Source organism: Bradyrhizobium sp. USDA 4454, assembly GCF_054822705.1.
The window spans coordinates 8,491,628-8,510,756 of record NZ_JBTRCN010000001.1 but is presented as its reverse complement, the minus strand read 5'-3'; the positions used below and the strand labels follow the sequence as shown (position 1 = coordinate 8,510,756).

The following is a 19,129-nucleotide window of genomic DNA, read 5'->3' as shown; positions in this document are numbered from 1 at the left end:
CCCTTAGCGCCGCTCGATTGACCCGAGTTCGACGATCCAGCCCTGTCCGCCGGTCCGGCTGGAGTGTAGCTTTGGCTCAATATTCCAATATTTAGTGGCCTCCGTCAATTCAGCCTCTACATCTTGACCCTTCAAAAACAGCGCCTTGGCGCCCTTTTTGACCCACGGCTCCGCAAAGCCGATCAGTTGATGTAACGGAGCCAGCGCCCGCGCGGTGACGCAATCGATGGGTCCGGTGATTCTATCCACAGTATCCCCGATATCAGCCAGATGCACAGTCCCGGGAGATGCCGTGACACGAATCGCCTCCCGCAAGAATGCGGCCTTCTTGGCGATCCGCTCAACCAGATGGATGGATGCGCCCGGTGTCTCGGCCAGAGCACAAGCAAGCACGACGGCGGGGAAGCCGCCGCCGCTGCCGAGGTCCACCCAGGACTTTGCCGTCGGCGCAAGACTGAGGAGCTGCAGCGAATCGGAGATATGGCGCGTCCAGAGGTTCGGCAGCGTGGAAGGCGCGACCAGATTGGTCTTGGCTTGCCATTCCAGCAGGAGGGCAACGTACCGATCGAGCCGTGCCTCCGTTTCACGTGAAACAGGAGTCAGCGAAAGCGCCGCCGCCTTGTCCTTAGGGGAGACGGTAAGGTCGGTGGATTGTGGAGCTGGAGCCATTCTTTGGAATGCCGGTCGAGCTCGTCATTGCGAGCTAAGAAAAGCAATCCATCGTGCCCCTGCGGAAGCGATGGGATTGCTTCGTCGCTCCCGCTCCTCGCAATGCCAAGACCGCCTCACGTTTCACGTGAAACGTCAGGCGCTCGCCCTGGCCGATTTGCGCCGCGCCTCACGCCGCAAATAGGCGGCCAGAATGCCCAGCGCCGCCGGCGTCATGCCATCGATGCGGCCCGCCTGTCCGACCGTCCGCGGCTGCGCCTTCTGCAGCTTGGCGCGCGCTTCGTTCGAAAGACCGGGTACATCGGCATAATCGATATCGATCAGGACCAAGCCCTCGTCGCGCCGGAAGGCATCGACATCGGCGGTCTGGCGCTTCAGATAGACATCGTACTTGGCATCGATCTCCAGATGCACCGCAATCGCGGGGTCAATGGCCGACAGCTCCGGCCAGATCGCCTGGACCGCAGGCCATTCGATCTCCGGATAGGCCAGCAGCTCGAAGGCGGACCGGCGATTGCCATCGCGATTGAGCGCGAGCCCGTGCTTGGCAGCCTCATTCGGCGTGATCGCAAGCGACTTCGCCAGGGTCTTGGCCCCCTCCAGCGCCGCCATCTTGGTCCTGTGACGCTCCGCACGAGCCGATCCGACGCATCCGAGCGCGATGCCCTTGTCGGTCAGCCGCTGATCGGCATTGTCGGCCCGCAGCGTCAGCCGATACTCGGCGCGCGAGGTGAACATGCGGTAGGGCTCGGTGATCCCGCGGGTCACGAGGTCGTCAATCATGACGCCGAGATAGCCGTCAGCGCGGTCGAACACGATCGGATCGGCATCGCCGGCTGCGAGCGCGGCATTGAGTCCGGCGACGATGCCCTGCCCCGCCGCCTCTTCATAGCCCGTGGTGCCGTTGATCTGACCGGCCAGGAAAAGCCCGCGCAGACGCTTGGTCTGCAGGGTCGGATCGAGCTCCCTGGGATCGACGTGGTCATATTCGATCGCATAGCCCGGCCGAACCATCTTCACCCGCTCGAGGCCAGGGATGCTGGCGAGGATCGCGAGCTGGACCTCTTCCGGCAGCGAGGTCGAGATACCGTTCGGGTAGACCGTGGTGTCGTCGAGCCCTTCCGGCTCGAGGAAGATTTGGTGGCCATCGCGGTCGCCGAAACGGACGATCTTGTCCTCGATCGAGGGACAATAGCGCGGTCCGGAGCTCTTGATCTGGCCGGAATACATCGGCGAGCGATGCGCATTGGCCCGGATCACCTCATGGGTCGCCGGCGTGGTCCGGGTAATGCCGCACTGGATCTGCGGGGTCGTGATCCGGTCCGTCATGACCGAAAACGGCTGCGGCGGATCGTCTCCGGGCTGCATCTCGACAGCGGACCAGTCGATCGTGGTTCCGTCGAGGCGCGGCGGCGTCCCGGTCTTGAGCCGGCCGAGCACAAAACCCGCCCGCTCGAACGATGCAGACAGACCCATGGCCGGCGCCTCGCCGACCCGGCCGGCCGGCCAGTTCTTTTCGCCCAGATGGATCAGACCACGAAGGAAGGTGCCGGTCGTGATGACAACCGCACCCGCCGAAACCTGACGGCCGTTGCCCAGGCGAATGCCGGTCACGCGCCCATCGACGACGATCAACTCGTCGGCTTCGCCTTCGATGACGCTGAGATTCACGGTCTCGGTGATCGCGGCCTGCATTGCCGCCGCATAGAGCTTGCGATCGGCTTGGGCCCGGGGACCACGGACCGCCGGACCCTTGCGGCGGTTGAGCATGCGGAACTGAATGCCGCCGGCATCGGCGACCCGGCCCATCAACCCGTCCAGCGCATCGACCTCGCGGACGAGATGGCCTTTGCCGAGGCCACCGATGGCCGGATTGCAGGACATCGCGCCGACGGTCGCGAAACGATGGGTGACCAGGGCCGTCTTCGCCCCCATCCGGGCAGCCGCACTCGCGGCCTCGCAGCCGGCATGGCCGCCGCCGATGACGATGACGTCAAATGAGTCTGCCCTGAAAGTCATGGCGGGACTTCTATCGCGGAGTGATGAAAGCCGGAAGAACGAAGTTAGGCTCAGCCTAAGAAGACCGAACATTCGAGGCGGATATGGATTGGGGTCTTCTCGCTCGCAATGCAGAGCGGCGCTGTTTCACGTGAAACAGCGTTCCTGCCGGATGGTGATTGTTTCATGTCAAACCCGAGCAGGGTTCGTTACTGGTTCGAAACCATGTTTCACGTGAAACAGAGGAGAACTCGTTCACTTTCCGACGCAGAACTCACGGAAGATGACGTCCAGGATGTCCTCAACATCGACCCGACCGAGCAGACGGCCGAGTGACATCGCCGCCCTTCGGAGTTCTTCCGCCGCCAGTTCCTCGCCCTGCCCGACCACCTCGATGCTCCGCCGAAGCGACTTGACGGTCTCCTCAAGCAATCCGCGCTGCCGGGCTCGGCTGATCAGGCCGCCCTCGCTGGTCGCGAAATAGTCGTGCGCAAAGCCGACCAGGGCTGCGATCAGTTCGGAGAGGCCGTCGCCGCGGACCGCCGATATCCTGAATTCGGGATAACTGCCCCCCTCACCCGGCGGGGTCCTGACCAGATCGATCTTGTTTCGCACCAGCCAGGTTGGCGTGGTCCCGCCATGCCCAACCTTCGCGCCCCCGTTGTCGGCCAGCCACAGCACGAGGTCGGCTTCGGCGGCGCGGGCCCGGGCGCGGCGGACACCCTCCTGCTCGACCGGATCGCTGGTCTCGCGGATGCCAGCCGTGTCGATCACCGTGACGGGATAGCCTTCGAGATCGAGCTGAACCTCGATCACGTCGCGGGTCGTGCCGGCGTGGGGTGAGACGATCGCGACCTCGCGCTTGGCGAGCTGATTGATCAGAGTCGATTTGCCGACATTCGGCGGGCCGGCGATCGCGACCACCAGGCCGTCGCGCAGCCGCTCACTTTGCCCCTGCCCCGCAAGCACCTGCTTGATCTCGTCGTGCAACGCCCGGACCTTCTCAAGCGCCGGCGCGATCAGCTCCGCCGGCACATCGCCTTCATCGGAGAAATCGATGCCGGCCTCGATCAGCGCTGACGCCGCAATGATCCGCTCGCGCCAGTCGCGCGTGCGATCGCCGAGCAATCCCTTCAGCTGGCGCAGCGCCTGGCGCCTCTGGCGGTCGGTATCGGCGTGGATCAAGTCGTCGAGGCCTTCGGCCTCGGTCAGGTCGAGCTTGCCATTCTCGAAGGCCCGCCGGGTGAATTCGCCCGGTTCGGCCGGCCGTACATCCTCGAACGCCGCGATAGCGTCGAACATCGCCGACAGCACCGCGCGTCCGCCATGGACATGAAATTCGACAACGTCTTCGCCGGTCGCGCTCGCCGGGCCGGGGAACCACAACACGACAGCGTCGTCGATCGGCTGATGGTCTGAATCGCGGAGCAGCGCGCGGGTCGCCATCCGCGGCGCCGGTGTCTTGCCCGTCAGTCCCTCAATGACCGAGGCGGCCATTGGGCCAGATAGCCTGACAATGGCGATCGCACTCGGCGGCCGTCCGGAGGACAATGCGAAGATGGTCTGATCGCGTGAGTGCATCGCCCATTTCTTCCCAAGCAAATCGACAAAGGCAATGCCGCTTTCATTTCGCACGCCATATCACAAAATGCTGCACTGCAATAAAATCGAACTTGGTTGCAGCAACCGCGCACAATTTTGCTGCAAGAATGCGAGCCTCGCTACGCGTCTATTTCGCAAATATAAATTCTATCAATCAGTTAAATGGCAGTCGACGGGCGGCTTCAGCTCAATTCATGCTGCACTCTACTGCAGCAAATCCGCAGCATGAAAAAAAAGGCGCCCCGTTTGTGCAGAGCGCCCTATTCTCTTCGGCCTCACTATCTCTCCGCGGCCTCAGGTGTTCATGGAATCGAAGAATTCCGAATTGCTCTTCGTATTCCGGAGCTTGTCGAGCAGGAAGTCGATCGCATCCATGGTGCCCATCGGATTGAGGATGCGGCGCAGGACGTACATCTTTTTCAGCACCTGCGGATCGGTGATCAGCTCCTCCTTGCGGGTGCCGGACCGGGCGATGTCGATCGCCGGGAACGTCCGCTTGTCCGAGACCTTGCGGTCGAGGATCAGTTCCGAGTTACCGGTTCCCTTGAACTCTTCGAAGATGACTTCGTCCATACGGCTGCCGGTATCGACCAGCGCGGTCGCGATGATGGTCAGTGAGCCGCCCTCCTCGATGTTGCGCGCGGCGCCGAAGAAGCGCTTCGGGCGCTGCAACGCATTGGCGTCGACACCGCCGGTCAGCACCTTGCCGGATGACGGCACCACGGTGTTGTAGGCGCGGCCGAGGCGAGTGATCGAATCGAGCAGGATCACGACGTCGCGGCCGTGCTCGACGAGGCGCTTGGCCTTCTCGATCACCATCTCGGCGACCTGGACGTGGCGCACGGCGGGTTCGTCGAAGGTCGACGACACCACCTCGCCCTTCACAGAGCGCTGCATGTCCGTGACTTCTTCCGGACGCTCGTCGATCAGCAGCACGATCAGATAGCAGTCGGGATGATTGGCAGTGATCGAGTGCGCGATGTTCTGCATCAGCACCGTCTTGCCGGTGCGCGGCGGCGCCACGATCAGCGCGCGCTGGCCCTTGCCGATCGGCGCGACGATATCGATCACGCGGGCAGACAGGTCTTTCTTGGTGGAATCCTCAAGCTCCATGCGGAAACGCTGATTGGGAAACAGCGGCGTGAGGTTGTCGAAATTGACCTTGTGCTTCGACTTTTCCGGATCTTCGAAATTGAGCGTGTTGACCTTCAGCAGCGCGAAATAGCGTTCGCCTTCCTTCGGGCTGCGAATATGGCCTTCGATCGTGTCGCCGGTGCGAAGGCCGAAACGGCGGATCTGCGACGGCGAAACGTAGATATCGTCGGGGCCCGGCAAATAGTTCGCGTCGGGCGAACGAAGAAAGCCGAAGCCGTCGGACAGCACCTCGACAACGCCTTCACCGATAATGTCGGTCTCGGCGATCGCGAGCTGCTTGAGAATTGCGAACATCAGCTCCTGCTTGCGCATGGTGCTGGCATTCTCGACCCCATTCTCTTCCGCGAACGAGACAAGCTCGGCCGGCGTTTTCGATTTGAGGTCCTGGAGTTTGATTTCCCGCATCGGGGTCGTCCTGTGAGGAAGTAAGTAGGGAAGGGGTGCGAGGTGGCTATGGAAAAAGCGGACGCCATAGGAAGGTCCGCAGGTCTCAGCCAGGAAAGTGCCGTTTGGGCTTTCAAACCTGATGCGGCGCCGGCCCGAAAAGAACCGGAACGCGACCACATCCGCCTGCGTGGGGTGGGATAAAACCTATATAGAAAATCGATCCGTCCTTCGCAAGAAGGACTGAAGCATGCGTCTTAGGCATCGCAAAGTCTAGAACGGCTTCACGACAACCATGATGACGATCAGGATCATCAAAAGTGTCGGCACCTCGTTGATAATACGATAAAATTTCTGGCTTCGCTGATTCCGGTCGACGGCGAAATCCTTCACGCAGCGGGACAAAAAGCCGTGGATACCCGACAGGACGAGCACCAGCGTAAATTTGACGTGAAACCAGCCGGAAAGGTACCAGTGTCCGGCCCAGACCAAATAGAGCCCGGCGAGCCAGGTCACGATCATCGCAGGATTGATGATCGCCTGCAAAAGCCGCCGCTCCATGACCTTGAAGGTCTCGGACTGCTTCGACCCGGCCTCGGCCTCGCAATGATAGACGAACAGCCGCGGCAGATAGAGCATGCCGGCCATCCAGGAGATGACGGCAATGACGTGCAGCGCCTTGATCCAGTCGTACAACATCGCAGCGATGCCTTTCGGGGAACAGCTCGGCAGGGAACACTCGGAGGGCCTCGCAAGCGAGGGACGGATACATATCCGCACACAGGGCTCTCCCTAAACCTAATTAATTTTAGAATCTAAGGTTTGAGTCTTAATGGCGGTGAATTTGACTCATGCAATGCGATCCAGCGGCTTTCGCAGGCTTGTTCACATCCCTCGACATTTCGGCAGGCGAGGGCGGATATCCGGAATCTACCGCTCGGCCCAATTGGTTACGCGGCTCTATGGACAGCTTATGAAGAGACAAATCCACACCGGTTCACTATCATCCTGGCCATGATGCCGACTTATCCTTTCACGGGGTGCTGTGAAGAAAGGGATGAGATATTCACGGGCCGGGCGGCGGACCCGGATTCTTCTCCGCGACCTCCACACGGATTCACAGGATAGACAGGGGCTCCGGTGCCGACGACTTCCAATTATTTCCACCTCCATCTGGTGTCCGACTCGACCGGCGAGACGCTGATCACAGTGGCGCGCGCGGTCGCCGCGCAATACGCCAACGTGACCGCGGTCGAGCATGTCTACCCCTTGGTACGCAGCCAGAAGCAGCTCGACCGGGTACTCGACGAGATCGAGGAATCGCCCGGCATCGTGCTGTTCACGCTGCTGGAAAAGGACCTGGTCGGCCGGCTCGAGGGCAAGTGCAAGGAAATCAATGTTCCGAGCCTGTCGATCATCGGGCCGGTGATGCAATTGTTCGAGGCGTATCTGGGTGCCGCGACGACCGGCCGCGTCGGTGCGCAGCACGTGTTGAACGCGGAATATTTCAGCCGGATCGACGCGCTGAACTACACGATGATCCACGACGACGGTCAGCACGTCGAAGGCCTCGAGGAGGCCGATATCGTGCTGGTGGGCGTGTCCCGGACCTCGAAGACGCCGACCTCGATCTACCTCGCCAACCGCGGCATCAGGACTGCAAATGTACCGCTGGTGCCCGGCATTCCCTTGCCGCACCAGCTCGAGACCTTGAAGAAGCCGTTGGTGGTCAGCCTGCATGCGACGCCGGAACGCTTGATCCAGGTTCGGCAGAATCGCCTGCTCACGATGGGGGACCGGGACAACGACACCTACATCGACAAGCAGGCGGTGGCCGATGAGGTCGCGTTTGCCCGGCGCCTGAGCGCGAAGTTCAACTGGGCCCTGCTCGACGTCACGCGTCGCTCGATCGAGGAGACGGCGGCTGCGATCATGAAGCTCTACAACGACCGCCAGCGCGCCCGGCCGTCGGAATGATCGCCGCGTCATGAGCATCTGGCGCGGACCACAGAAACTCATTCTGGCGTCGCAGAGCCGGGCGCGAAGGATGCTGCTGGAAAACGCCGGCCTCGAATTCGAGGCGCTGCCGGCCGATATCGACGAACGCGCGGTGCAGAAGAATTCCGGCCTTTCGGCGCCTGGTGAGATCGCTTCGCTGCTGGCGCGCGAGAAGGCGCTGTTCGTGTCCAGGCAGAAGCCCGGACAATATGTCGTCGGCGCAGATCAAACGCTGGCGCTCGGCCAGCGGATGTTGAGCAAGCCCACCAGCCGCGCGCAGGCTGCCGAGCAGCTCGGTTTGCTCGCCGGACAGACCCATGAATTGCATTCCGCTGTCGCGGTCGCGCGTGACGGGAAAACCTTGTTCGACGATGTCAGCGTGGCTCGCATGACGATGCGGCGGCTCGCCACCGACGAAATCGAGGCCTATCTCGACCAGGCCGGGACGGCAGTGACGACCAGCGTCGGCGCCTACCAGCTCGAGGGCCTCGGCGTGCATCTGTTCGAGCGGATCGAAGGCGACCATTTCACCATCCTCGGCCTGCCGCTATTGTCGCTATTCGCATTCCTGCGCCGCGAGAAGCTGCTCGCGGTGTGAGATGCAAAGGCGAGGCGACGAGATACCGAACCGATGTTGATCACATGTTGATTGTTGGACTGACCGGCTCGATCGGGATGGGGAAATCCACCACGGCCAAATTGTTCATGGAGGCCGGCGTGCCGGTGTACGACGCCGATGCGGCCGTGCATCAGCTTTACGAGGGGGAAGCCGCACCCGCGATCGAGGCCGCGTTTCCCGGCACCACCACGGACGGCAAGGTAGATCGCACCAAGCTGTCGGCGCGCGTGGTGCATGATCCCGCGGCGATGAAGCAGCTCGAGCAGATCGTGCATCCGATGCTCGGCGCGTCACGGCAGAAATTCTTTGCCGATGCGGAAGCCGCAGGCAACCCGATCGTCATCCTCGACATCCCGCTGCTCTTCGAGACCGGCGGCGAGAAGCGTGTCGATGCCGTCGTCGTCGTCACCACTTCGCCGGAACTGCAGCGCGAACGCGTGCTGGCCCGCGGCACCATGGATGCGGCGAAACTGGATGCCATCATCGCCAAGCAGATGCCGGACGCCGAGAAGCGCAAGCGCGCGGATTTCATAGTGGATACCTCGCACGGACTTGATCCGGTGCGGGCGCGCATCCGCGACATTCTGGCCGAGATTGTTAAGATGCCGAAGCGGCGCATCTGATTCGCACCGCTTTTTCGGATCCCTCACGGCATGCGCGAAATCGTTCTCGATACCGAAACCACTGGCCTCGATCCGCTGCGCGGCGACCGGCTGGTCGAGATCGGCTGCGTCGAGATCTTCAACCGCATGCCGACCGGGCAGACCTACCACGTCTACATTAATCCCGAACGCGACATGCCGTTGGAAGCGTTCAACGTGCACGGGTTGTCGACCGAGTTCCTGGCTTCCAAGCCGCTGTTCACCGAAGTGGTCGACGAGTTTCTGGCGTTCATCGGCGACACGCCGCTGGTCATCCACAACGCTTCGTTCGACATCAGCTTCATCAATGCCGAGCTCGACCGCATCAAGCGGAAGACGATCCCGAAAGACCGGCTGGTCGATACGCTGCTGCTGGCGCGGCGCAAGCATCCCGGCGTCTCGAACCGGCTCGACGATCTCTGCTCGCGCTATCAGATCGACAATTCCCGTCGCACCAAGCACGGCGCCTTGCTCGACGCCGAGCTGCTCGCCGAGGTCTATATCGACCTGATCGGCGCGCGGCAGTCGCAGCTCATCCTGGCGTCGGAAACATCGGACGCGCGCGCCGGCAGCTATGGTGATACGCCGCGGCGGCAGCGCGAGACGCCGCTGGTGGCGCGGGTCAGCGAGCTCGATCGGGAAGCCCACCGGGCGTTCGTCGCCACGCTCGGCGACAAGCCGATCTGGAACGATTATCTGCCGCCACCGGCGGCTGCTGAAGCCCCGGCGGCTTAAATCTCACCCGTCATCCTGAGGAGCCGCGCAGCGGCGTCTCGAAGGATGAATCGGCCCGGCGGGTGGCCGTCGATCCTTCGAGACGCCTGCTTCGCAGGCTCCTCAGAGCCTGACTGAAAAATGGGTGAGTGATCTCAGTGGGTGTGATTCCATCGGATTTGCAAAGATTCGAGGGAGAGCACGATGCCCTGGACCAAGATCACTCGGGAGCAATATCGGCGGGACGATCTGCGTTATGCAAGCGATATGACCGATGCGGAGTGGGCGGTGATCAGACGCCTGTTGCCGCGAGCGAACCGGCGCGGCCGGCCGCGTAAGACGGAGCTGCGTCGTGTGATCGAAGCGATCCTCTATATCGTTTCGACCGGCTGCCAGTGGCGGGCGTTGCCGCAGGAGTTCCCGCCCTATTCGACGGTGCAGGGCTATTTTTATAGATGGCGGGATACAGGCCGGTGGCAGAGGATTGTCAGCGTGCTTGTCCGACGGGCGCGAAAAAAGCTTGGACGGACACCGAAGCCGACGGCAGCCGTGATCGACAGTCAAAGTGCGCCAACCACGCAAGCTGGCGGACCGCGCGGCTACGATGCAGGCAAGCGCATCTACGGCCGCAAGCGGCATATCGTGACGGATACCAATGGCCTCCTCCTTGGGGTTCATGTTCATCCGGCCAACGTTCAGGACTGCCATGGCGCCGTACCGCTGCTGAAGAACGTGCGGATGAACTTCCCCCGGCTGCGCCACGTCTTTGCCGACCGGATCTACCGCGGAAATCAACTCCTCGACGCGCTCTCAGACTGCGGTCCATGGACTATCGAGATCGTCGAGCGGCCTCACGGCGTCAAAGGCTTCCAGCTTCTGCCGAGGCGGTGGGTGGTTGAACGCACATTCGCTTGGTTCGGCAGATGCCGCCGTCTCGCCAAGGACTTCGAGGCGACGGTGGCAACCGAAGCTGCCTGGCTGCTGATTGCACACATCAGGCTCCTGACCCGCAGAATCGCGGCTGCAGCTAAGGTTGGGTGATTTATGAGTCAGACTCTCAGGATGACGGATCAAAGGCCCGCGTGATGCTATCTCGAACTTGATCTCGGATCAGCTCGGCTTGACGCCGGAGGCGGCCTGGGCGGCTGCCTGGCGCTCCATGTTCTGGCGGTAGAGGCCGACGAAATCGACCGGGTCGAGCAGCAAGGGCGGGAAGCCGCCGTCGCGGACCGAGGTTGCGACGATCTCGCGTGCGAACGGGAACAGCAGCCGCGGGCACTCGATCATGACCAGCGGGTGCAGGTTTTCCTTCGGCACGTTCACGATCCGGAAGACGCCGGCATAGGCGAGATCGAAGCTGAACATTACCTTGCCGGCGGTCTCGGCCTTGCCCTCGATCGAGAGGATCACCTCGTACTCGTTCTCCGACAGGTTGTTGGCGGAGACGTTGATCTGGATGTTGATCGCCGGCTGTTGCTGCTGCTGGCCGAGCGAGGCCGGCGCATTCGGGTTCTCGAACGACAGGTCCTTGGTGTACTGCGCCAGAACGTTGAGCTGGGGAGCGGCCTGTTCGACGGGGGCGCCGTTGCCGTTGGTCATGAAAATGTCTCCTGGAGCGGCGCTCGGGACAGGATGTCCGACGGCACGCGCTAAGGTGTTGGGAATGCCGATGCCGGCGAGTGGCTATCATAGGCCCGGCTCGGTCCACAAGGACGAGCAAGCGCGGGGCGGTGCGGCTACGACCAAATCTTTGGCAATCGACGCGTGAGCGCAACTCCGCCCAACCTCTTAACAGCTTCCTAAATTATTGAAGATACGCGATTTCCAGCAAGGAACGGGTTTCCCCCCGGGGTTAAAACGCGCTACACTTGCCCGTGCCAAAAAGCGCCATTGGCCGGGCATAGTTTCGTGCCTACATGCTGCGGACTCACTCGGCGATGTAATCTCTGCCGTTCCCGACCGGGAACGCTTTGATGCCCGGCCGGTTGCCGGCAGAGAGCAGAAAGCGAATTCGACGTGGATATCTACACCATCATCTTCCTGGCGCTGGCCGTGTTCATCTTCCTGCGCCTGCGCAGCGTTCTCGGGCAGCGTACGGGAAGCGAGCGGCCGCCATATGATCGTGCAGCACCCAACGTCCTGCAGCGCGGCCAGGATAACAACGTCGTGCCGATCCCGGGATCGGTGATCGATCAGCCGGCGCCGGCCGCGCCCGCCGAGCCGGTCGAGCCCACGGAGCGCTGGAAGGGCATCGCCGAGCCCGGCACGCCGTTGGCGCAGGGTCTCGACGCCGTGGCCGCCCAGGATTCCTCGTTCGATCCGCGGCATTTCCTCTCAGGCGCCCGCTCGGCCTATGAGATGATCGTGCTGGCCTTCGCCAATGGCGACCGCCGCGCGCTGCGCGATCTGCTGTCGACCGAGGTCTATGAAAGCTTCGAGGCCGCGATCAAGGATCGCGAGAAGCACGAGCAGAAGACCGAGACCCGGTTCGTCTCGATCGACAAGGCCGAGATCGTCAGCGCGGAGACGCGCGATCGCTCGACCCAGCTCACCGTGCGCTTCGTGTCGCAGATGATCTCGGTCACGCGCGACAAGGCTGGAACCATCGTGGACGGCAGCCCGGACAAGGTCGCCGACATCACCGACATCTGGACATTCGCCCGCGACTCGACCTCCCGCGATCCGAACTGGAAGCTGGTTGGCACTGGAAGCGCTCACTAAACATCTCAGCTACGGGCGCCTCGCGGTCGCGTGCTGCGCGCTTGCCGTCCTGTGCTCCACGGCGGCAATCGCAGCGCGCTACAGAGCGAGCCGGCACACCCCGCCACGGCACGAGCACCCGATCCCCTATCCCAATCTGGAATTGCCGCTGCAGGTTAGCGGCAGCCAATATGAGCCGCTGGCCTGGCCTAACGTGTCGGGCTGGAACGACGACGATCATCTCGCTGCCTACAACGCGTTTCGTACCAGCTGCAAGCCGATCGCGGCGCAGCAGGGGGCGCCTGCCGACTCAAAGGCGCTGGGAAGCTCTTTGCGGGATCCCTGCCGGATCGCCAAGGGGCTCGCGCTCAGCGACGGTGGCAAGGCGAAGGAATTCTTCGAGCAGAATTTCGTGCCGCTGCGCATCTCGCGGCTCGGTGAGGAGGCGGGCTTCGTCACCGGCTATTACGAGCCAGTGCTCGATGGCTCGAAGACCCAGACCGATGTCTACAACGTTCCGGTCTATCGCCGGCCGTCCAACCTCTTCGTGCGCGGCAAGACGCAAGCTTCCGTCGGCCTGCCCAACAGCGGCCCGGTGTATCGCAAGATCGGCCGGCGCAAGCTCGTACCCTATTACGACCGCGCCCAGATCGAGGACGGCGCGATCGCCGGCCGTGGGCTCGAGATCTGCTGGCTGAAGAGCCAGACCGATCTGTTGTTCGCGCAGATCCAGGGCTCGGCGCGGATCAAGCTCGACGACGGCACCACGCTGCGTATCAATTATGATGCGCATAATGGCTATCCCTATACGCCGGTCGGACGCGTCCTGATCGACCGCGGCATCATCCCGAGGGAGCAGATGTCGATGCAGAAGATCAGGGAGTGGATGGAGCAGAACCCCGACGGCGCCAACGAGGTGCGGCGGCAGAACCGCGCCTATGTCTTTTTTCGCGAGGTGCCGCTGTCCGACAAGGATGAAGCTGTGGGCGCGCAGGGCGTGCCGCTGACGCCGGGCCGCTCGATCGCGGTCGACAAGGCGCTGCATGTCTACGGCACGCCGTTCTTCATTGCCGGCGAGCTGCCGATCGACTCGGAACAGTCGAAGACGCCGTTCCACCGGCTGATGATCGCGCAGGATACGGGATCTGCGATCGTCGGCCCGGCGCGCGCCGATCTCTATTTCGGGGCCGGCGCCGATGCCGGAAAGGTCTCGGGCCGTCTGCGGCACAATATGCAGTTCGTGATGCTGGTGCCGAGGGGTCTCGATCCGGTCGCGCGCGGCCACAAGCTGCCGATCCCGGAGGAGCGGCCATCGGCCCGGATCGCAAAGCTGTTTCCGCAGACCGATCCGCTGAAGGACAAGGCGGCGGCGAAGCCTGCGGATGTGCCGACGTCCGGTATTGCCAAGAGCACGGCGAAAGACGCCGGCACTAGCGTCGCCAAGAAGCCGGCCGCGAGGGATGCCGCGCCCGCAGCGCCTCAGGCGTCGACCCCTGTCGCGCAGGCGGCGCCTGTGGCAGAACCGGTGCCGTTGCCGGTCGCCCGGCCCGACATTCCGCAGCAACCGGAGAAGCGGCGCTACAGGCGCTATCGCCATCACCGCGAGCAATGAAGCGACCCGCGCCGATCCCCGATCTGTCCGCTCCGTCGCGGCGCAAGCGTGCGCTGAGCGAAGAGGAGCGTGCGCTCTGGGAGAGCGTGGCCAAGCAGGTCAAGCCGCTGCGCAAGAAGTCGGCCGCTCCGAAGGCCCATGCCGCGACCTCCGACTCCGCTGCCCATCACGCGCCAGCAAAGCCCATCCCAGTCAAGCCGGTCACGTCAGTCAAGCCCGCGCCGCCGGCGCCGCGTCCGCAGGCGCCGCCGCTGGCACCGATCGGCCGCCGCGATCGCGCAAAACTGTCGCGCGGCCGGCGGCAGATCGATGCGCGGCTCGATCTGCACGGCATGACGCAGATGCGGGCGCATCGGGCGCTGTTCGCTTTCCTGCAGCGCGCGCACTCCGATGGGCTCACCTTCGTGCTCGTCATCACCGGCAAGGGCAAGGTCGGCGGGCTGGATTCCGAACGCGGCGTGTTGCGCCGCCAGGTGCCGGAATGGCTCAGCCTGCCGGAATTTCGTTCATTCGTCGTTGGCTTCGAGGAAGCGCATATCGGCCATGGCGGCGAGGGCGCGCTCTATGTACGCATCCGGCGCGCGCGCTGAGCATGATCCGGAAAAGTGTGCAGCGGTTTTCCGAAAAAGATCATGCTCAAAACTAAAATGGTCGGACGATCCCGACGCGCGGGACCAGCGTCACGATCCAGCCGAGGACCGTCGTCTTGCGATCATCTCCCCGGATCAGCGGCACGTCCTTCGACGCCGGCAGCGTCTTCACGGCATGCAGCATCAGGAACATGCAGACCGCCCAGTTCGAGATCCAGCGCGAATAGTCGAACACGGTCACGAACATCACGAGATAGCCGGCGCTGACCATGATGAGCGCGGCAAGCACGATCCGGCGATGCAGCTCATTCGCGAGCGCCTCGATCAGCCGCGCGAAATAGCGCCACAGCGGCGTGTGCAGCCAGATCAGCAGCGCGAACACCGGCGCGCCCAGGACATTCGAGGGCATCCGCGCCCAGGTGTCGGCGAACTCCTTCGATAGCGGCTGGAACCAGATGTAGCCGAACTGAAGCAGATCGGTGCGCGACGGATCGGCCATCCGGCCTTGCAGATGGCGGATGAACTCGTCATAGGGCACCTCGACCGTGCCGGCGAACTGCGCAACCAGGAACAGGATGCCGACGGCCGCGAGCGCGCCGATGCCGAAGATGATGCTTCGCGGCGTCGCGCCCTGCACGAGGTAGAAGCGCAGCACCACGATCGCGGCGATGGCCGGCACATACATCAGGACGAAGATGTGATGGACCAGGATCAGCACGATCGAGAACAGCGCCGCGATCAGCACGTAGACGATCGAGCGCGCCGGAATCAGCAACAGCACGATGCTGAGTGCACAGCCGTAGATGTCGAAATGGCCGAGCGTGTGCATGAAGTTCTTGAGGAAGAACGGCGACCCCGCCGTGAAGACGAACAGTGGCCAGTGTGCATCGCTAAAGCCGAATGTCCGGTGAAACAGCTTGACGAATAGTCCGAGCGTCACCAGCCAGATCATGCCGGCGAGCGCGAACACCAGCCACACTGGCACCTTGTCGGTGAATAGCGACACGATCGCGCCGACCAGCGCGCGCTTGGTGAAGCCGTAGTGATAGTCGACCAGGAGATGGATGTAGGGGACAAAGGGCGGCAGCGCGATCTTGTGCAGGAACACCCCGACCAGCACGGCCGCATTGACGGCCAGCATCAAGCGCCAGGGGTTTTGCCACACCCGCAGATTCATTGATCGCGCACTCTCGTCGTCCCGGCGAAGGCCGGGACCCATAGCCACCGAAGGCAGTTTTAGAGGGAATGTCCGCCCGAGTCTTGGTCACCGCGTGATCGGTGGTTATGGGACCCGGCCTTCGCCGGGACGACAGCGGTGGCAGCCTACAAAATAAACCGGCTCAGATCGGCGTTCTTGGCGAGGTCGCCGACATGCTTGGTGACGTAGTCGGCGTCGACCTGGATGGTCTCGCCATGGCGGTCGGGGGCGGTGAAGGAGATCTCGTCCAGGACCCGCTCCATCACCGTCTGCAGCCGCCGCGCGCCGATGTTCTCGACGGAGGAGTTGACTGCGACCGCAACGTCGGCCAGCGCGTCGATCGCGCCGTCGGTGATGTCGAGCGTGACGCCCTCGGTCTTCATCAGCGCGACGTACTGCTTGATCAGCGAGGCCTCCGGCTCGGTCAGGATCCGGCGCATGTCGTCGCGGGTCAGCGCCTGCAGCTCGACGCGGATCGGCAGGCGGCCCTGCAACTCCGGCAGCAGGTCCGACGGCTTGGCGATATGGAAGGCGCCCGAGGCGATGAACAGGATGTGGTCGGTCTTGACCGCGCCGTGCTTGGTCGAGACCGTGGTGCCCTCGATCAGCGGCAGTAAATCGCGCTGCACGCCCTCGCGGGAGACGTCACCGCCGGCGCGGTTCTCGCGCACGCAGATCTTGTCGATCTCGTCGAGGAAGACGATGCCGTTGTTCTCGACCGCGCTGATTGCCTCCTGCACCAGCTGATCGGTGTCGAGCAGCTTGTCGGATTCCTCGTTGACGAGGATCTCGTGTGAGCCTTCCACGGTCAGGCGGCGGGTCTTGCTGCGGCCGCCCATCTTGCCGAAGATGTCGCCGAGCGAGATCGCGCCCATCTGGGCGCCGGGCATGCCGGGGATCTCGAACATCGGCATGCCGCTGCTGCCCGACTGCGTCTCGATCTCGATTTCCTTGTCGTTGAGCTCACCGGCGCGCAGCTTCTTGCGGAACGATTCACGCGTCGCCGGGCTCGATCCGGGGCCAACCAGCGCATCCAGCACGCGCTCCTCGGCGGCGAGCTGGGCGCGGGCCTGGACGTCCTTGCGCTTGCGCTCGCGGGTCTGCGCGATCGCGACCTCGACGAGATCGCGGACGATCTGCTCGACGTCGCGGCCGACATAGCCGACCTCGGTGAACTTGGTGGCTTCGACCTTGAGGAACGGCGCGCCGGCAAGCTTGGCCAACCGCCGCGCGATCTCGGTCTTGCCGACGCCGGTCGGCCCGATCATGAGGATGTTCTTGGGCAGAACCTCTTCGCGCAGGGAACCGGCAAGCTGCAGCCGGCGCCAGCGGTTGCGCAGCGCGATGGATACGGCGCGCTTGGCGTCGGCCTGGCCGACGATGAAGCGGTCAAGCTCGGAAACGATTTCACGGGGGGAGAAGTCGGTCATTGGCTCTAGCTAGGTTGAAATCGCGGTCTCGGCAAGCGGCGGTCTTCCGGGGCGCAATCGCCTAAAGGATGGGCGGCCCGGCCTGCCACTGCCTGATCGCCTCGAACGGGTGGATCAGCATGATGATATTCAGTGTCAGATTGTCGCGAATGTGGAGCAGCATCACGATTTCGAACACAACGCCGAGCGCTATCGTTGCCGTGATTGGCAGCCTGCGCGCCAGCAGGAAGCCGAGAACCATCGCTAGCGTGTCCGACACCGAATTGACGATGGTATCGCCATAATAATCGAGCGAGATCGTGCCGGCGCGGTAGCGCTCGATGATCCAGTTGGAGTTCTCGACGAGCTCCCAGCTGCCCTCGATCAGCATCGCGACAATCAGCCGCCCCGGCCAGGCGAGCCGCGGCAGCAGCAGGAAAGTCAGCCCATAGAACAGCAGGCCGTGCACGATGTGCGACAGCGTGTACCAGTCGGCGATGTGCTGCGAATTCTCCGAGCTCATCACCGCGCCATGCCAGAGCTTGACATAGCCGCAGGCGCAGATCGGCAAACGGCCCATCGTGTACAGCAGGGCCGCTTGCAGCGCGAGCAGCGCGGCCGCGACCGCGAACCATTGCCACGCTGAAACGCCGGCCGCCGACTTGGGTGCGAGTGTCATTCGTCACGAATCATCAGCAGCGCCGGCCCGTCGGGCGTATCGACCATTCCGGCCTCTCGAAAGCCTGCTTTCGCATAGGCGCGCACCGCCCGCGAATTGGCCGGATCGGGATCGGTGACGATGCGCGGCGCGCCGTGCGCCAGCCGTTGCTCGGCAAAGGCACGGATCAGCGCCGAGCCGTGGCCGCCAGCCACCATGTCCGGTTCGCCGATGAAGAGATCGATGCCGCGGGTGCCCTCCGGCTGGGCGCCGAAGCCGGCATTCCAGGCCGTCAGGTCGTAGCACTGGATGTAGCCGAAATCGGACGCATCGGTCGCGACGATGAACTGATCCATCGCGGGCTCGTTGAGGTCGCCACTCACGAGCGCGTATTGCTCGGCCGGATCGCCCCACCATTCCCGGACATGCGGCAACGCCAGCCAGCGCTTGATCTGCGGCAGATCGGCCGTCGTCATCGGGCGGAAATGGTAGAGGCCGGCCACGCTCAGCCGCCGATCGTCTCGATCGTCACGTTGCGGTTGGTGTAGACGCAGATATCGGCGGCGATATCCAGCGCGCGGCGGACGATGGTCTCGGCGTCCTTGTCGGTGTCGACCAGCGCGCGGGCCGCTGCGAGGGCGTAATTGCCGCCGGAACCGATCGCCATGACGCCGGATTCTGGCTCCAGCACGTCGCCGGTGCCGGTCAGCACCAGGGAGACGTCCTTGTCGGCCACGATCATCATCGCCTCCAGCCGGCGCAGATAGCGGTCGGTGCGCCAGTCCTTGGCGAGCTCGACGGCGGCCCGGGTCAACTGCCCCGGATACTGCTCCAGCTTGCTTTCCAGCCGCTCGAACAGGGTGAAGGCGTCGGCGGTGGCGCCGGCAAAGCCGCCGATCACGTCGCCCTTGCCGATCCGGCGGACCTTCTTGGCATTGGCCTTGATCACGGTCTGGCCGATCGAGACCTGCCCGTCGCCGCCGATCACCACCTTGCCGCCCTTGCGGACGGTGCAGATCGTGGTGCCATGCCAGACCGGCAGCTCATTTTGGGATGCTTGCATAGGTTACCTCTCTTCCGGGCAGATTTAGGCGGTCCGGCAGGGGGTTACAATCGGGGCGATTTGGCAACGAATTCCGGTCACCATGGGCCGAAGTTGGGGCGTTTCGGGTCATCCCGCAG

General features: G+C 63.3%; 19 protein-coding genes. 8 read left to right on the top strand and 11 right to left on the bottom strand.

Annotated features, from left to right (window positions below; translation table 11 throughout):
* Positions 1 to 3: 3 nt before the first annotated feature.
* From rsmG to hemJ, 5 genes are all read right to left on the bottom strand, one after another.
* Positions 4 to 669 carry a 16S rRNA (guanine(527)-N(7))-methyltransferase RsmG gene (rsmG, locus tag ACVIW0_RS39595; protein WP_461357157.1) on the bottom strand — a complete coding sequence of 222 codons (666 nt, stop codon included), beginning with the start codon at positions 667 to 669 and terminating at the stop codon, positions 4 to 6.
* Between the two features lie 135 nt (positions 670 to 804).
* The gene (mnmG, locus tag ACVIW0_RS39590; protein WP_461357156.1) at positions 805 to 2,688 is read right to left on the bottom strand and encodes a tRNA uridine-5-carboxymethylaminomethyl(34) synthesis enzyme MnmG; all 1,884 of its coding nucleotides are present in this window, start codon (positions 2,686 to 2,688) and stop codon (positions 805 to 807) included.
* Positions 2,689 to 2,922: 234 nt separating this feature from the next.
* A complete protein-coding gene (gene mnmE / locus ACVIW0_RS39585; RefSeq protein WP_461357155.1) occupies positions 2,923 to 4,248 on the bottom strand; it encodes a tRNA uridine-5-carboxymethylaminomethyl(34) synthesis GTPase MnmE in 1,326 nt (441 codons plus the stop codon).
* A gap of 315 nt (positions 4,249 to 4,563) precedes the next feature.
* Positions 4,564 to 5,829, bottom strand: a complete 1,266-nt coding sequence (gene rho / locus ACVIW0_RS39580; RefSeq protein WP_021078151.1) for a transcription termination factor Rho — start codon at positions 5,827 to 5,829, stop codon at positions 4,564 to 4,566.
* A 252-nt stretch (positions 5,830 to 6,081) separates the two neighbouring features.
* On the bottom strand, positions 6,082 to 6,504 hold the full coding sequence (gene hemJ, locus ACVIW0_RS39575) for a protoporphyrinogen oxidase HemJ (RefSeq protein ID WP_461357552.1): 423 nt from the start codon (positions 6,502 to 6,504) through the stop codon (positions 6,082 to 6,084).
* A 444-nt stretch (positions 6,505 to 6,948) separates the two neighbouring features.
* Between hemJ and ACVIW0_RS39570 the strand changes: the two genes are divergently transcribed.
* The 5 genes from ACVIW0_RS39570 to ACVIW0_RS39550 all read left to right on the top strand — a co-directional run bounded on the left by ACVIW0_RS39570 (position 6,949) and on the right by ACVIW0_RS39550 (position 10,821).
* Positions 6,949 to 7,785, top strand: a complete 837-nt coding sequence (locus tag ACVIW0_RS39570; protein ID WP_461345871.1) for a pyruvate, water dikinase regulatory protein — start codon at positions 6,949 to 6,951, stop codon at positions 7,783 to 7,785.
* A 10-nt stretch (positions 7,786 to 7,795) separates the two neighbouring features.
* Complete coding sequence (locus tag ACVIW0_RS39565; protein WP_461357154.1) at positions 7,796 to 8,404, top strand: Maf family protein; 609 nt, start codon at positions 7,796 to 7,798, stop codon at positions 8,402 to 8,404.
* 44 nt (positions 8,405 to 8,448) lie between these two features.
* Positions 8,449 to 9,048: a dephospho-CoA kinase gene (gene coaE, locus ACVIW0_RS39560; protein WP_461357153.1), complete on the top strand. Its 600-nt coding sequence runs from the start codon at positions 8,449 to 8,451 to the stop codon at positions 9,046 to 9,048.
* A 30-nt stretch (positions 9,049 to 9,078) separates the two neighbouring features.
* Complete coding sequence (dnaQ, locus tag ACVIW0_RS39555) at positions 9,079 to 9,801, top strand: DNA polymerase III subunit epsilon (protein ID WP_461357152.1); 723 nt, start codon at positions 9,079 to 9,081, stop codon at positions 9,799 to 9,801.
* 183 nt (positions 9,802 to 9,984) lie between these two features.
* On the top strand, positions 9,985 to 10,821 hold the full coding sequence (locus tag ACVIW0_RS39550) for an IS5 family transposase (RefSeq protein ID WP_461350771.1): 837 nt from the start codon (positions 9,985 to 9,987) through the stop codon (positions 10,819 to 10,821).
* A 69-nt stretch (positions 10,822 to 10,890) separates the two neighbouring features.
* Here ACVIW0_RS39550 and secB read toward each other — a convergent pair whose 3' ends face one another.
* Positions 10,891 to 11,379, bottom strand: a complete 489-nt coding sequence (gene secB / locus ACVIW0_RS39545) for a protein-export chaperone SecB (RefSeq protein ID WP_456751346.1) — start codon at positions 11,377 to 11,379, stop codon at positions 10,891 to 10,893.
* Positions 11,380 to 11,796: 417 nt separating this feature from the next.
* On the opposite strand from secB, the gene ACVIW0_RS39540 reads away from it, so the two are divergent.
* From ACVIW0_RS39540 to ACVIW0_RS39530, 3 genes are read left to right on the top strand one after another with little or no spacing between them, the layout of a single operon-like run.
* Positions 11,797 to 12,501, top strand: a complete 705-nt coding sequence (locus ACVIW0_RS39540) for a Tim44/TimA family putative adaptor protein (protein ID WP_146986203.1) — start codon at positions 11,797 to 11,799, stop codon at positions 12,499 to 12,501.
* Complete coding sequence (gene mltA, locus ACVIW0_RS39535) at positions 12,479 to 14,092, top strand: murein transglycosylase A (RefSeq protein WP_461357151.1); 1,614 nt, start codon at positions 12,479 to 12,481, stop codon at positions 14,090 to 14,092. The genes ACVIW0_RS39540 and mltA overlap by 23 nt, the downstream gene beginning before the upstream one ends.
* Positions 14,089 to 14,682: a Smr/MutS family protein gene (locus ACVIW0_RS39530; RefSeq protein WP_461357150.1), complete on the top strand. Its 594-nt coding sequence runs from the start codon at positions 14,089 to 14,091 to the stop codon at positions 14,680 to 14,682. Before mltA ends, ACVIW0_RS39530 begins: the two co-directional genes overlap by 4 nt.
* Positions 14,683 to 14,734: 52 nt before the next feature.
* Here the strand turns inward: ACVIW0_RS39530 and ACVIW0_RS39525 are convergent, their stop codons facing one another.
* The 5 genes from ACVIW0_RS39525 to hslV form a co-directional block, all read right to left on the bottom strand.
* Positions 14,735 to 15,859, bottom strand: a complete 1,125-nt coding sequence (locus tag ACVIW0_RS39525) for a hypothetical protein (protein ID WP_461357149.1) — start codon at positions 15,857 to 15,859, stop codon at positions 14,735 to 14,737.
* Positions 15,860 to 16,005: 146 nt separating this feature from the next.
* Positions 16,006 to 17,310, bottom strand: a complete 1,305-nt coding sequence (hslU, locus tag ACVIW0_RS39520; RefSeq protein WP_461357148.1) for an ATP-dependent protease ATPase subunit HslU — start codon at positions 17,308 to 17,310, stop codon at positions 16,006 to 16,008.
* Positions 17,311 to 17,371: 61 nt separating this feature from the next.
* Positions 17,372 to 17,968 carry a DUF2585 domain-containing protein gene (locus ACVIW0_RS39515; protein ID WP_461357147.1) on the bottom strand — a complete coding sequence of 199 codons (597 nt, stop codon included), beginning with the start codon at positions 17,966 to 17,968 and terminating at the stop codon, positions 17,372 to 17,374.
* A complete protein-coding gene (locus ACVIW0_RS39510) occupies positions 17,965 to 18,450 on the bottom strand; it encodes a GNAT family N-acetyltransferase (protein WP_461357146.1) in 486 nt (161 codons plus the stop codon). The genes ACVIW0_RS39515 and ACVIW0_RS39510 overlap by 4 nt, the downstream gene beginning before the upstream one ends.
* A gap of 2 nt (positions 18,451 to 18,452) precedes the next feature.
* Positions 18,453 to 19,010 (bottom strand): ATP-dependent protease subunit HslV, encoded by a 558-nt coding sequence (gene hslV, locus ACVIW0_RS39505; RefSeq protein WP_024583062.1) that lies wholly within the window; start codon positions 19,008 to 19,010, stop codon positions 18,453 to 18,455.
* Positions 19,011 to 19,129: the final 119 nt, after the last annotated feature.

Bases quoted from the DNA above. Each gene is read 5' to 3' on its own strand.
- mnmE (WP_461357155.1), bottom strand. From the start codon at position 4,248: ATGCACTCACGCGATCAGACCATCTTCGCATTGTCCTCCGGACGGCCG.
- ACVIW0_RS39550 (WP_461350771.1), top strand. From the start codon at position 9,985: ATGCCCTGGACCAAGATCACTCGGGAGCAATATCGGCGGGACGATCTG.
- ACVIW0_RS39530 (WP_461357150.1), top strand. From the start codon at position 14,089: ATGAAGCGACCCGCGCCGATCCCCGATCTGTCCGCTCCGTCGCGGCGC.
- dnaQ (WP_461357152.1), top strand. From the start codon at position 9,079: ATGCGCGAAATCGTTCTCGATACCGAAACCACTGGCCTCGATCCGCTG.
- ACVIW0_RS39525 (WP_461357149.1), bottom strand. From the start codon at position 15,859: ATGAATCTGCGGGTGTGGCAAAACCCCTGGCGCTTGATGCTGGCCGTC.
- hslU (WP_461357148.1), bottom strand. From the start codon at position 17,310: ATGACCGACTTCTCCCCCCGTGAAATCGTTTCCGAGCTTGACCGCTTC.
- coaE (WP_461357153.1), top strand. From the start codon at position 8,449: ATGTTGATTGTTGGACTGACCGGCTCGATCGGGATGGGGAAATCCACC.
- hslV (WP_024583062.1), bottom strand. From the start codon at position 19,010: ATGCAAGCATCCCAAAATGAGCTGCCGGTCTGGCATGGCACCACGATC.
- mnmG (WP_461357156.1), bottom strand. From the start codon at position 2,688: ATGACTTTCAGGGCAGACTCATTTGACGTCATCGTCATCGGCGGCGGC.
- ACVIW0_RS39565 (WP_461357154.1), top strand. From the start codon at position 7,796: ATGAGCATCTGGCGCGGACCACAGAAACTCATTCTGGCGTCGCAGAGC.
- ACVIW0_RS39515 (WP_461357147.1), bottom strand. From the start codon at position 17,968: ATGACACTCGCACCCAAGTCGGCGGCCGGCGTTTCAGCGTGGCAATGG.
- secB (WP_456751346.1), bottom strand. From the start codon at position 11,379: ATGACCAACGGCAACGGCGCCCCCGTCGAACAGGCCGCTCCCCAGCTC.
- rsmG (WP_461357157.1), bottom strand. From the start codon at position 669: ATGGCTCCAGCTCCACAATCCACCGACCTTACCGTCTCCCCTAAGGAC.
- rho (WP_021078151.1), bottom strand. From the start codon at position 5,829: ATGCGGGAAATCAAACTCCAGGACCTCAAATCGAAAACGCCGGCCGAG.